This window comes from Rhizobium sp. BK418 (genome assembly GCF_004341105.1).
GTDB lineage: Bacteria > Pseudomonadota > Alphaproteobacteria > Rhizobiales > Rhizobiaceae > Rhizobium.
Genome location: NZ_SLZK01000004.1, coordinates 53,343 through 66,613, shown reverse-complemented (window position 1 = coordinate 66,613; position 13,271 = coordinate 53,343). Strand labels below are relative to the sequence as shown.

Here is a 13,271-nt window from a genome sequence, read left to right as displayed (position 1 = left end):
TACTGGCGCACAGGCGCCACGTCGTTGTCACGACCGGTGCGGAGGAAACCTCCGCACCGCCAGTCCGACTATTGCCCGAGGCTGGTCTCGATATTGGCCGTCGCTTCGGTGGAGTAGACGCTCTTCCAGGCGTCGAGCAGGTTGTCGCGCGTGACGGGAAGGGCCGGAAGAGCCACGAAGGCTGGTGCGTCCTTGCCGACAAGCGCGTAGCCCGCAAGCTTTGCCTCGACAACACCCGCATCGAACGGACGCTGTGCGCCGAGACCCTTGACGAAGCTGCCCTGTGCCATGGAAATCGCGACGTTCTCGCCGAGATCGATCGTGGTGATGACGAGATCGTCACGACCGGCGTTGCGAGCTGCGGCAATCACGCCTTCGGCCGGTACGTCCCAGACGGCCCAAATGCCTTTAACGTTAGGATTTGACGTCAGAATTGCGGAAGCCGCCTTCTCTGCGTCACCGGAGAAATCCGGTCCGCCAATGCCCTGCTCGGCAACAATCTTGATCTTCGGATAATCTGAAGCGATGGTTGCCTTGAAAGCGTCGTAGCGCTGTTTCGTGACGAAGAAGTCGGCTGCGTGGAAGACTACGCCGATCTCGCCTTCGCCATTCAGAGCTTTCGCCATCAGATGAGCGGAGGCGACGCCATTGCCGTAATTGTCGGCGGAGACGACGGACACGTAGTCGGTTCCTGCCTTGAAACCTGCCGGAACGTTGTCCATGAACACGAGCTTGGCGCCGGCGTCGGCGGCAGCCTTATAGGCCTTCGCGGTCGCTGTCGGGTCGGTCGGGATCGAAACGATGATATTAGGCTTCTGCGCCATGATCGTTTCCAGATCGGCCACCTGCTTTTCCGGTTTGAAGCCCGCATCGGTGACGGCGATGACTTTGATGCCCATAGCCTTGAATTGCGTCTGCAGACCGTTGATCTGGGCCCGCGACCAGTCGTTGCCGCCATAATGCATAACGATGGCGGCCGTCGCGTTCAGCGACTTGATCTTGCCGAGATCTTCATCCGAGAGTTTGATATCCGCTGCAGGCGACGGGCTTTCGCCCGAGGGACCTTTCGATAAAACGGTTTCCTGCAGCTTTGCCAGCGCCGAGTCCGGATCGGCAAAAACCGGGCCGCTCAGGCCGATCGTCAAAAGGGCGGCGGCACCACATATCAGCATGCGTCTATTGATCATGTTCTCCTCCCAGAGTTTGGGGCCTGTGCCCGATCGTGGCCCTCAGGCCGATTTGAGATAGGTGATGCTGGCCGTTGCGCCCTCCAGCGGATCGGCCCAGGCATCGAGTTCTGTGCAGACCCAGCCATTGAAGTCGACATCGCGCATAGCGGCTATGATCTCGTCGGTCGGGACATCGCCGCGATCAAGTGGCGTGAACGCGAACGGGTCCCTCTGAAATCCCTTCAGGTGGATGTAGCTGATGCGGGAAGCGTGGTCGCGGATGAGCTTGGCAGGATCGCCGCCAGCGGCAGCGAGATGCGCTGTGTCAGGGCAGAAATCGATCGAGGTCATGGAGAATATCTTTGCCACCTCATCCGGACCCTCGACGATCGTCGACAGGTGGGGGTGATAGTGGGCGCGAAGACCCCTGCTATCGGCGATTTCCTTGACGCGATCGAGTGCCGCGGCGAGCTTGTGATAGTCGGGTTCACGCACGCCATCGAAGCGTTTTGCTCCGCCGCCAACGACAAGATGGGGAGCGCCGAGCTCGGCAGCCCGGTCGGCAGCACGCGTCACGCGCGCCAGCTCTTCAGGCAAAATGTCGTCGAAGATGAAGTTGCCACCGGCATAAGTCGCAACGAGCGCCAGTCCGTTATCTGCGAGGAGTGATCGCATCTCCCCGGCCCTGAAATCGAGGAGGTTTCCGTCGAAGAGTTCGACGCCTTCATAGCCAGCGCTGGCGATATCGTGGAATGCGCGGCGCATGTCGCCGAACGTGCGGTAGCTAAGCTGGGTGATGGACGTCACGCCGGCGGCGCTGCCACCAAGGTCTCCCCAGCAGTTCGCATGATATGCAAGCTTGAAATCCGTCATCCCTATTCCTCCCGATGCCAGCGATGCGACGAGGAATATGCGTAGAAAAAACGGATGTCAACCATATATCAACAAAACTTAGCATACTTTTGCTGATTTAATACAAAAGTTTGTTGTTGCACGCCTTAAAAGGGCGATCTATCAAGTTGCTCGACTAACTTCATAAGGAAGGCTGGATGTCCTCTATGGCAGACTTGGACGCCGGCGCGGCAGTACGAAAAAAGGGCCGTCCCAGGACATCCGAGACGGCGGCGCCAAGCTTGGTTGAAATTCTCAACCTGGTCCGCACGGAGCGCTCGACGACCCGTCAGGAGATCGAACGCGAGAGCGAGCTTGGCCGCGCCATTGTCTCCGACCGTCTTGGAACGTTGATCGATTTGGCCCTTGTCGATGAGAGCGAGCTCGGCGCCGCAACTGGTGGGCGCGCACCGCGTCTGGTTCGCTTTTCCGCCGATCGCGCCAACATCCTGGTCGCAACGCTTGATCAGACGGCGTTGGGGGTAGGAATTGCGAATCTTTCGGGGCGGCTCATCATGGAGCATCATGAAGAGGCGGACCTAACCGAGCCGGTATCCAGCCTGTGCGACCGCCTGACCTCCTTGTTTCGCTGGATCGTGGAACGTCAGGGCGATCAGCATGACCTCTGGGGGATATCTATTTCCACCCCCGGAGCCGTTGCCGATGGAAGCGAAACGTCCTTTCAGCTTTCGACACCTCCCGCCTTACCTGGTTGGGAGCGCTTTCCGATCGTCGAACGCCTCGTCGAAACCTTTGACGCGCCAGTTTGGCTGCGTTCCAGTGTCGAGACGATGACCATGGGTGAATTGCGCGCCGGTGCCGGCATCGGCCATAAAACGATGCTCGTCATCAAGGTCGGAAAACGCATCGGCGCTGGACTGGTCAGCGACGGCAGCTTGTTTCGCGGCGCGCAAGGGGCCGCAGGCTTGATCGGCTCCGTTCCTGTCAGCATCGGCGACAGAATCGGTACGCTCGAAGGAATGGCAGGATCGGATGCAATCGCCGAGGAAGGTCGGCGCGCAGCCGAACGAGGTCAAAGCCCGATCATTGCGGATCTTATTCGCCGCGGCCAACAGATCACCGCGATTGAAGTTGCCCAGGCGGCACAAATGGGCGATCGCGGCGCAATCGACATCCTCTCGCAAAGTGGCCGGTTGATCGGACAAGTCGTCGCCACGCTGGCAAATATGCTGAACCCTGAGATCATCGTTCTCTCAGGCTCGATCGCTCAGACGAACGACATTCTTCTCGCCGCCGCCCGCGAGGCAATTTACGGTGCCTGCCACCCCCTCGTCAGCCGCGACCTGCAGATCATCCGATCGCAGATGGGTAGCTCGTCAGGCCTGGTCGGCGCCGCGATCACAGCCGCCGAAGGCCTGTTTGCACCGTCGACCTTGCGGGAATGGATCATGGCGGGCAGACCGCAGGCCCACCCTCTCTTTGTCGATCTGAAAAGACGGATCTCTGCGAAAAAGACCAGCGGGGCCGAAGCACCTCACCCGCCTGAAACGAAAAAGGGGAAGCGATGACAATCACCGGTCTCGGACCCCATGGAGAGCGTGCGGCAGCACCCGAACGTGTCCTCCTCTTGCCGGAAGACGTGGCGCGCGCAAGAGCTGAAGGGCTCCGGGTCGCAATCGTCCTCCACACGACGTCCAGCGACTGGGCAAAGCAACTTCTTGCCGGCCTTGTCGGCACGCTTGGCGCTTGTGGGGTCGTTGTTATCGACGTCGCCGACTGCGCCTTTGCGCCGGATGCGCAGATCCAGGCGCTTGACCGGCTCGTCCGCGACCGGCCGGATGCAATCATTTCCCTGCCCGTCGCCAATGCCAAAGTCGCGGAAGCGCACAAGCGTGTTGCAGCCGCCGGCATCAAACTCGTACTGCTCGACAACGTGCCAACAGGCCTCTTGCCGAACAAGGACTACGTCTCACTCATTTCCGCCGATAATTTCGGGCTTGGCAAAATGGCTGCGGAGAGCTTGTCCCCCCATCTGCCTGAGGGGGCACAAGTAGGTGTGCTCGGCTACGACGCCGACTTCTTCGCGACAAACGAGCGGGAAATCGCCTTCGTCAAATGGATGGGGATCAATCGCCCGGACATGAAGATTACGATCCGCCGGTTCTCGGCCCTGTCAGACGCAGCATCCGTCACCGAAGCGCTTCTGAAGCAGGTCCCCGAGCTCGACGGTCTCTTTGTGGTCTGGGATACGCCGGCCACCGCGGCAGCCAAGGCCACTGTGAAAACCGGAATGACAATTCCGATCGCGACCATCGATCTTGGCCGAGAAGCGGCCATCGAGCTTGCCGCAGGCGGCCCCATCGTAGCGATCGCTGCCCAGCAACCCTTTCGGCAAGGCCAGATTGCGGCGTCGACGACGGTGACGGCGCTGCTCGGTCGGCTCCCACCGGCATGGGTGGCGCTACCGGGCGTGCCTGTCACGCCTGACAATGTCGTCGAGTCCTTCCAAACCGTCTGGCAGACCTCCGCACCGCGCGAGCTACTGCGTCGCAAGAAGCTGGTGCGATGAGTTTTGCGCGCCGCGCGGGTCACCGGCGGCGTCGGCCGATGCAGGCGCATCGCGACCCTCGCAACGCCGCGCCGGTTAGGGAGCCGCTGACAACAGCCGAGCTCTTTGCTCTTGATGAGATACGAACCGCCATAGCCCAATGGTGGTGAAGCCGTTCAAGCGAAAAACACGTCAGAACCAAATCGAAGCTTTGCCCCTTGAGCGCGCACCGAGGCGCATTCCGCCGGGCATGATGGCATCACTGAACAATAGTGCGGCGTCAGGATGTTGCTCCAGACGTTCCAGCGCCTCCCGACCGTTAGAGACGATCCCTCGAAAAATCTCAGATGGTATGTAGAGCTGGGCCGTTCGGGCCCGTCCGGCATACTGACCGACATGGAGAAGCATCGGCGACGTCTGAGACAGCATGTCGCCGGCAAGCCACGCGCGCTGCGTACCGGCTTGCCGACGTACGGGGCGAAAGCTTCGAGGAGGGTCGAGGCTTAGGCCGCTTTGGCGATGTCGTCGCTGTGGCGAATTTCGGTTCCCAGTACCTTCAGGCACTCCCTCATGAAGGCCGCGAGAGCCGTCCACCCCTTCGCCGAGACCATCGTGCCGTCGACATAGGCTTCGGTTGGCGATAGATCGATGTAGGTTCCTCCGGCAAGCGTGACTTCCGGCTCGCAGGCGCCGAGGGCACCAACTTTCTTGCCGCGAACGACGCCGTCGACGGCCACCAGGATCTGCACGCCATGGCAGATGGTAAAGATCGGCTTCTGCTTTTCGTGGAAATGCCGCACGATTGCCTGGACCCGTTTGTCGGTGCGGATATATTCGGGACCACGTCCGCCGGCTGCGTAGACGGCATGATACTGGTCAAGCTGCGCCTCGGCCTCTGAGAAGGTCTTGTTGATGGTGAAGAAGTGGCCAAGTTTTTCGGTATAGGTCTGGTCGCCTTCGAAGTCGTGAAGGGAGGTCTTGATCAGGTCCCCTGCCTTCTTGTCTGGGCAGATGACGTGGACCGTATGACCGACTGCCTCCATCGCCTGCTGATAGACGTAGATTTCATATTCCTCGGTGAACTCACCGGTCAGCATCAGTATCTTCTTGCCTGGCATGATTTTACTCCTCTTTGCTCATGCGGTGGGGCGGCGGACGCCGCCCCGTCTCAAGTTGTCAGAAGGGCGAATCCGGGAAGTAATATTCCTTCGCATTTGCCTGGGTGATAAGGGGGGCGTCCAGTTTGACGCTGCCTCTGATCGGGGCTTGGCCGATCAGATTGGCGACCGTCATGTAGATTGCAGTTTTGATCATTGCAGGCGGATAGGGTGTTTCGACCGGCGTCATGGCGTCACCGTCAATGACCTTCTTGACGATATCCTTCATCCCATTGCCGCCAAGCGCAAGCTTGATGTCCTTGCGCCCCGACTCCTTGACGGCTTCCAGCACGCCGAGAAGCATGTCGTCATCATTGGCCCAGACGGCATCGATCTGCGGGTACTTGGCAAGGTAATCCTGCATCAGTTTGAAGGCATCGTCGCTGTTCCAGTTCGCATACTGAATGTCGAGAACCTTCAGATCGGTGCCCTTGATCGCATCCTGGAAGCCCTGGATGCGCTCGTCGTCAATGACGGTCGGAATGCCGCGCAGCACGACGAGATTGCCCTTGCCGCCGAGTTTGTCGATCATGAACTTTGCAGTGTTACGGCCGACCGCGATATTATCTCCGGCAAGATAAAGGTCCTGGATCGTCGGGTCATTCAGACCGCGGTCAACGACCGTGATGAAGGTTCCCGCATCCTTGACCGCCTTGACAGGGGTCGTCAGCTCCTCGGACGTATAAGGCAGGATAACCAATGCATCGAGCTTGCGACCCGCTGAAAGGTCTTCGAGCGCACTGACCTGTGCCGTGGCCGAAGGCGACGTCTTTACCACGACTTCAACGTCCGGGAAGGCGGCATTGATTTCCTTGGCGGCAGCCTGCGCATGGTAGACGATCCCGGCCGTCCAGCCGTGGTCGGCCGCCGGGATCGAAACCGCGACGATCTTCTTTTCCGCGCCGAACGCATGACCCGCGAGCAGCACCGTGCTTACGGCAAACGCCGCAACCCATTTCCCTTTCAACATTCATTCCTCCCAGAATTGGACCGACAAGCTTCAAACCCCGCGCGGTCCGGACGCGGTTATTTCGACAGCCTCTGAATGAGCATGGCGATAATGATGATGACGCCCTGGACGCCTGCCACGAGATATTCGGAAACGAAATCCGAAAGCACCATGAGGTTCGCGATCAGTTCCAGGATCACCGCACCTGCGACCGTTCCCCAGACATGACCCTTGCCGCCGCGAAGCGCCGTCCCCCGATGACGACCGCGGTAATGACCTGCAGTTCCCAGAGGACGCCTGTGGTCGGGGTCGCGGCTCCTAGGCGGGGCACGTAGCAGATCGCAGCGATCGCAACGCAAGCGCCTTGGATCGCATAGGCGATGGTGCGGGTCTTGACGGTCGAAATTCCAGAATAGCGCGCGACGTCCTCATTGGCGCCGACTGCTGCGCACTTTCGGCCATACTTCATCTTGTAGAGAATGAAGGAAGCAACGACGGCGACGGCAAGCGAGATAAGGATCGGGATCGGTATGCCGGCGACGGTACCGAAATAGACTGGACGATAGGCATCGCGCAGGCTGCGGTCGATCGGGATCGTGCCGCCGTCGGACATGTAGGTGATGAGCGCCCTGAATATCCCCATCGTGCCGAGGGTGGCGATGAACGGCTCGATCTTGCCCACAGTGACGATCAGGCCGTTCATCAATCCGCAGAAAAGGCCGACGACGATCGCCACCACCATTCCTGCCGGGATTGCGGACACACCCCAGTCGGGCGCCATCCGGTTCATGAACATGATCGTGATCCCGGTGATGAACGCCGCCATGGAGCCGACGGAAAGATCGAGGCCACCCGAGGAGATGACGAACGTTGCCCCGACTGCGATAATCGCGATGAAGGCGCTTCTGGTAATAACGTTGCTCAGATTTGTTGCCGAAAGAAAGTCCGGATTGATTGCAAAGCCGATCGCCATTAAGGTAACCAGGGCCACGAATGGCCCGACATCGGTCCATCCGATACTCCATTCACGCTCCGGTTTGATCGGGGTCGAACCCGTAATGACAGTCATTCTTTTCCTCCCTCATCGATTTCTGGCGCGATGTCGCTTGTTGCCAGAAGCGCGACGTTGTGTTCCGTCATGTCATCGCCTGAGACCTCACCCGTGATACGCCCCTCCCGCATCACGAGGATCCGATCGCAAATGCCGATCAGCTCCTGCATTTCGGACGAGATGACGACGCACGCCTTGCCCTGCGCCACCAGCCTCTGGATGAAGGCGTAGATCTGAGCCTTGTTGGCGATGTCGATACCGCGGGTCGGCTCGTCGATGACGACGACGGATGGCGTTGTCAGCAACACCTTTGCCAGCAGCAGTTTCTGCTGGTTGCCGCCCGACAGTTGTCCCGCCTTAACCCCCAGGCTCCTCAGGCGAATATCGTATTGATCGATCGCCTCGGTCAGGGCCATCCGCTCGCGCCACCGCCGCATCATGAGACCCGGATGAAACCGCTGAAGCGCGGAAAGGGTAAGGTTGGGGGCCAGCCGCTCCTGGAGCAGAAGACCTTTTCCCTTGCGGTCTTCCGTCAGATAGCCGATCCCGGCATCAATTGCCGCCCGGGCAGAACGGACATTGATCGGCTTTCCGTCGAGTTCCACCTCGCCGGAAGCCTGCCTCAATCCGACGATTCCCTCGAAGAGCTCTGTGCGTCCGGCGCCGATCATACCGGCAAATCCAAGGATTTCGGATCTGCGAACGTCGAAGCTGATATCCCTTGCGAAGCCTGGCACCGACAGGTTCCGGACTGAAAGCAGTTTTTCTCCGGCAACGGCGCCGCTCTTTTCCGGATAGAGCGCTGCAAGCTCGCGGCCGACCATGAGACGGGCCATGTCCATCTGGCTGAGGGTATGGCCGGGATGTGTGCCAACCATCTTGCCGTCGCGCAGCACCGTCACTCTGTCGGCGAGGCGTTGCACCTCGTCAAGGCGGTGGCTGATGTAGAGAATGGCGATACCCTTCGCTTTCAGCTGCAGGATGATCGAGAGAAGTCGTTCCACCTCGCCGCCGGTGAGAACGGCGGTCGGCTCGTCAAAGATCACTATCCTGTGATCGTCGAGCAGGGCGCGTGCGATCTGCACGAGCTGCCGATCGGCAAGCGAGATCGTCCGCACCAGCGCGTTCGGCGACACAAGGCACCCGAGTTCCTTCAGTTTCTCGACGGCCAGACGACGCATGGTGCGGTCGTCGACGATGCCGTTGCGCATCAATTCACGCCCGAGAAAAAGGTTTTCAGCAACTGTCAACGCATCGGCAAGCAGAATCTCCTGATGGACCAGAACGATCCCGGCCTGCTGAGCCTGCTCCGGCCGGGCAAAGCGAATATCGCGGCCGCCCATGCGGATCGACCCTGTCGTCGGCTCCGCATAGCCAGACAAGAGACGCATGAAAGTCGATTTGCCGGCGCCGTTTTCACCGATGATGGCGTGTATTTCGCCTGGCAGAATGTCGAGCGTTACATCCGAAAGAACCGTCACCGTCCCGTATTGCTTGGAGAGGTTCTGAGCCTGCAGTACAGGACTGCCCCCGGCGTCTTCGGCCTGGACCATCGGCGGATGTCCTTCTCTCTTGATGCTGACGACGCTCGACATCGAAAATCCTTCAATCGAAAGCCGGCAACAACCGGTCGCGAGAATGCTCAAGGTGGACACGCATCGCTTTTTCAGCCGCAGCAGGATCAGCGGCTGCGAAGGCATCGAGAAGCGCCTCATGTTCGTCGAGCGCCTCTTCGGTGACGCGCGAATGGAACATCAAGCGAAAAATATGGAAGTGGGTATGCTGATGATTGAGCGTTTCACGGATGAGTTCGTTTCCGGCAAACTCGAGAATGCGGTCATGGAACATGGCGTCCTGCCGCGCGAATGTCGAATAACGCACGCGCTCGTCGGTACCATCCCGGCGCCCCATCACGCCGGCTGCTTCGCGCAATATCTTAAGCTTTTCGTCATCCATCGCGATGGCCGCCCGAGCCGCACTGTCGGGCTCGAGGAGAAGGCGCAGGTGATAAAGTTCATCAAACCGTCGGCGGGCGATCTGCGGGGCGGCGCTATAGCCGATCAGATGTGTCTTGACGACAAGTCCCTCGCCGGCGAGGCGGCCGAGCGCCTCCCGGATCGGCGTCTGGGAAACGTTGAGCTCACGCACCAGATTGTCCACATTGATCCGCGCGCCAGGGGGGATCTTCAACGACATCAGCTGGGCGAAGATCGCCTCGTAGACGCTTCCAGCCAGACTGTTGTTTCGCGGAATGAACCCGGCGGCGTCGGGTGCGTCCTTGAAGATCGAAGGTGTTCTGTTCTGCATCATCTATTGCCTCTTGACAGAACCAACCGCTACCACGATGCTCGCCTATATACAATACCATATCCTATAGGATTTTATTTTGAAGAAAGCTGGGACGGCGGGAGGAACGGGGATGGGGGCGACGACGCGCCGGGTCAGCGGGCAAAACAGCCCATGCCTTGCGCAAGGTGAAGGGGAGGCGGCCCGCTTTGCGGCGTTGTGTCGGCGCCTTTTCAAAGAGGCAAGTTGCGGGTGTCTTTACGGGGCATGGGGACCGTGATGCCCGTCGCGCGTAAGTTTCACAGTGTTGGAGGAGGTTCGGCGTTGGACCTTGCGGTCGCCCTCAACCGGTTAGACCGCGGGGGCTCAATCCGCCAGCCCAGCCAGAACGCTGATCGCCCTTTCGAGAACCTCAGCGACGGTGTTCCGCCGAAAGGCACTTCGAGATGCGATCACGCTCTCCTCACCTGCAGGCGGACAGACAGACTGCATTTTCCTCTTGAACCAAGCTCTAGCCAAAGGACATCAACGATGACCCTTTTCGCCGCCATCCGGCTCCCACAGGAAATTCTCTTCGGGAAGGGACAGCGCCACGCGCTGCCGCTTGTCGCGGCAAGGCTTGGCAGGCGGGCATTGATTTGTACGGACCAGAGGTTCGCAAGCACGCCTCTCTTCAGCGACATCGTCAAGGCGCTCGAGGCTGCATCAATTGCCGTTTTGATTCATGACGACGTTCAGCCCGACGTTCCAAGCGAGACGGTCGCTGTCTGCGTCGAGGACGCACGCCCCTTCGATCCTGAGCTTGTGATCGGTATTGGCGGAGGAAGCTGCCTGGACATGGCAAAGTGCGCTGCACTTCTTCTGAGCCACGGCGGGCAATTGCGGGACTACTACGGCGAATACAAGGTACCGGGTCCAAGCCTTCCCATCATCGCCCTCCCGACGACGGCCGGAACCGGATCCGAAGTTACGCCGGTCGCCGTCGTCTCCGATGCAGAACGCACCCTCAAGGTCGGGATATCCAGCCCTTATCTCATTCCAACGGCCGCAGTCTGCGATCCTGAATTGACGATGACCTGCCCGCCTCGATTGACAGCCATCGCCGGAGCCGACGCCCTCACCCACGCGATCGAGGCCTTCACGGCTGCGCGGCGCGGCGCCGATCCCCTCTTGGCTCAGGACCACGTGTTCATCGGCAAGAGCGCCCTGACCGATCATTTCGCGCTGCTGGCCGTCAAGCTGCTAGGCCGTAGCCTCGAGAAAGCATATAGGGACGGTTCCGACGAGGATGCTCGAGCCGACGTGATGATGGGTGCGCTCGCCGCAGGCTGTGCATTCGGAACCGCAGGAACCGCTGCCGCGCACGCTATTCAATACCCGGCTGGTGCGCTCACCCACACGGCTCACGGCCTCGGCGTCGCCACCGTTATGCCGTATGTGATGAACTTCAATCGATCGGCGTCCATTGCCGAAATGGCGGAGATCGGAACGGCTCTCGGTCTCGGACAGTCGCCAAATCGCGAGAAACTCGCCACCGCCGCAATCGAGGAGATTCGCAGGCTGTTTGCGGCAATCGGTATCACCCGGACGCTTGCCGATCTCGGCTTGGCCGCTGACAAGCTGGACTGGACCGCCGAGCAGGCCTTCGGGATCGACAGGCTCATCAAGAACAACCCGAGGCCCTTCGATCTCGACGCCATGAAGCGGCTTGTCAGGGCTGCGTACGAAGGCGATCTCGCCGCATCCGCCATCTAATAATTGAGGAAACATCATGACTATTGCCCAACACCGCGCCCCAGTCGATCATCAAATGCCGGACGTCAAGTCCGCCGCGCGCGGCCTCTATATCAACGGAGGCTGGCATCCATCCCGATCAGGTCGACTGATCGAGGTCGTGGACCCATCCACGGGTGCCGTTCTCGCCGAGGTGCCGGATGCCACAGTCGAGGACGCGCATGCGTGCGTCGAGGCCGCTTCGGCGGCGGCTTCCGTGTGGCGCGCCACTGCGCCGCGCAAGCGCTCAGAAATCCTGCACCGCTGTTTCGAATTGATGATCGAGCGTCAGGACATGCTGGCGACGCTGATTTCGATGGAGAACGGGAAAGCTCTGCGCGACGCCCGCAGCGAGGTTGCCTACGCCGCCGAATTCTTTCGCTGGAACGCGGAGGAGGCTGTCCGCATCACCGGCGAGTTCGGTATCGCTCCGTCCGGGACCAACCGCATCATCGTCGACTATCAGCCGATGGGCGTGTGCTTGCTGATTACCCCATGGAACTTTCCCGCCGCCATGGCGACCCGAAAGATCGCTCCGGCGCTGGCTGCGGGATGCACCGTAATATTGAAGCCCGCCAGCGAGACGCCGCTGACTGCCTTTGCCCTTGCTGCACTTTACGAGGAAGCCGGTGTTCCTCCAGGCGTCGTCAACGTCGTCACGACGAGCGCGCCCGGTCCCCTGACCGCCGAAATCCTCGCAGATCCCCGTGTCAGAAAGCTTTCCTTCACAGGATCGACCGGTGTTGGGCGTCTTTTGCTCGCAGAGGCTGCCAAACATGTCATCTCCTGCTCGATGGAACTCGGCGGCAACGCACCCTTCGTTGTCTTTGACGATGCCGACCTCGACGCAGCGCTCGACGGAGCAATGATCGCCAAGATGAGGAATGCCGGCGAAGCCTGCACCGCCGCCAACCGGTTCTATGTTCAGTCGGGAATTTACGACGCCTTCGCGCACGGACTCGCAAGCAGGATGTCTGCTCTGAAAGTAGGCTCCGGCGTCGAGCCCGAAACCGAGTGCGGCCCGATGATCACCCGCAAGGCCGTCGAGAAGATCGACCGCCTGGTGAGCGAATCGAAAGCGAGAGGCGCACGCGTTCTGTGTGGCGGCGAGGCACTCTCGGGCAACGGCTTTTTCTATCCTCCGACGGTCATGACCGGTGTGCCCGATGATGCCGAGATGGCGCATGAAGAAATCTTCGGCCCCGTCGCTCCCCTCTATCGATTCGAGACGGAAGATGAAGCGATCGACCGCGCCAACAATACCGAATACGGCCTTGCGGCCTATGTCTACACGAGGGACCTCGCAAGGGGCCTGCGCGTCTCCTCCGGGATCGAGGCGGGGATGATTGCGTTGAACCGTGGCCTGGTGTCCGATCCTGCCGCGCCGTTCGGCGGCGTCAAGCAGAGCGGCCTCGGGCGCGAGGGGGGACAGCACCATGGCATCGCCGAGTTTATGGAAGCCAAGTATATCGCCACCAGTTTCTGA

General features: G+C 60.2%; 10 protein-coding genes and 1 pseudogene. 4 read left to right on the top strand and 7 right to left on the bottom strand.

Annotated elements, in window-relative coordinates:
* Positions 1 to 68: 68 nt before the first annotated feature.
* Complete coding sequence (locus EV281_RS17310) at positions 69 to 1,187, bottom strand: substrate-binding domain-containing protein (RefSeq protein ID WP_132654493.1); 1,119 nt, start codon at positions 1,185 to 1,187, stop codon at positions 69 to 71.
* Positions 1,188 to 1,229: 42 nt separating this feature from the next.
* A complete protein-coding gene (locus tag EV281_RS17305) occupies positions 1,230 to 2,042 on the bottom strand; it encodes a sugar phosphate isomerase/epimerase family protein (RefSeq protein WP_132654491.1) in 813 nt (270 codons plus the stop codon).
* 185 nt (positions 2,043 to 2,227) lie between these two features.
* On the opposite strand from EV281_RS17305, the gene EV281_RS17300 reads away from it, so the two are divergent.
* Both EV281_RS17300 and EV281_RS17295 read left to right on the top strand, forming a co-directional pair.
* Entirely contained in the window at positions 2,228 to 3,589 is a 1,362-nt protein-coding gene (locus tag EV281_RS17300; RefSeq protein WP_245508297.1) for an ROK family protein, read from the top strand.
* A complete protein-coding gene (locus EV281_RS17295; RefSeq protein ID WP_132654487.1) occupies positions 3,586 to 4,590 on the top strand; it encodes a substrate-binding domain-containing protein in 1,005 nt (334 codons plus the stop codon). Before EV281_RS17300 ends, EV281_RS17295 begins: the two co-directional genes overlap by 4 nt.
* A 482-nt stretch (positions 4,591 to 5,072) precedes the next feature.
* On the opposite strand, the gene EV281_RS17290 is transcribed toward EV281_RS17295, so the two are convergent.
* From EV281_RS17290 to EV281_RS17270, 5 genes and pseudogenes are all read right to left on the bottom strand, one after another.
* Positions 5,073 to 5,687, bottom strand: coding sequence for a DJ-1/PfpI family protein (locus EV281_RS17290; protein ID WP_132654485.1), 615 nt, complete (start codon positions 5,685 to 5,687; stop codon positions 5,073 to 5,075).
* A 58-nt stretch (positions 5,688 to 5,745) separates the two neighbouring features.
* Positions 5,746 to 6,696 (bottom strand): substrate-binding domain-containing protein, encoded by a 951-nt coding sequence (locus tag EV281_RS17285; protein WP_132654483.1) that lies wholly within the window; start codon positions 6,694 to 6,696, stop codon positions 5,746 to 5,748.
* A gap of 56 nt (positions 6,697 to 6,752) precedes the next feature.
* Positions 6,753 to 7,744: pseudogene (locus EV281_RS17280) on the bottom strand (ABC transporter permease).
* Complete coding sequence (locus EV281_RS17275) at positions 7,741 to 9,279, bottom strand: sugar ABC transporter ATP-binding protein (RefSeq protein WP_165911930.1); 1,539 nt, start codon at positions 9,277 to 9,279, stop codon at positions 7,741 to 7,743. Before EV281_RS17275 ends, EV281_RS17280 begins: the two are co-directional and overlap by 4 nt.
* A gap of 52 nt (positions 9,280 to 9,331) precedes the next feature.
* Entirely contained in the window at positions 9,332 to 10,033 is a 702-nt protein-coding gene (locus tag EV281_RS17270; protein WP_132655411.1) for a GntR family transcriptional regulator, read from the bottom strand.
* Positions 10,034 to 10,543: 510 nt separating this feature from the next.
* Here EV281_RS17270 and EV281_RS17265 point away from each other — a divergent pair.
* Together EV281_RS17265 and EV281_RS17260 are read left to right on the top strand one after the other, a co-directional pair.
* Positions 10,544 to 11,767: an iron-containing alcohol dehydrogenase gene (locus EV281_RS17265; protein ID WP_132654479.1), complete on the top strand. Its 1,224-nt coding sequence runs from the start codon at positions 10,544 to 10,546 to the stop codon at positions 11,765 to 11,767.
* A 16-nt stretch (positions 11,768 to 11,783) separates the two neighbouring features.
* A complete protein-coding gene (locus EV281_RS17260) occupies positions 11,784 to 13,271 on the top strand; it encodes an NAD-dependent succinate-semialdehyde dehydrogenase (protein WP_132654477.1) in 1,488 nt (495 codons plus the stop codon).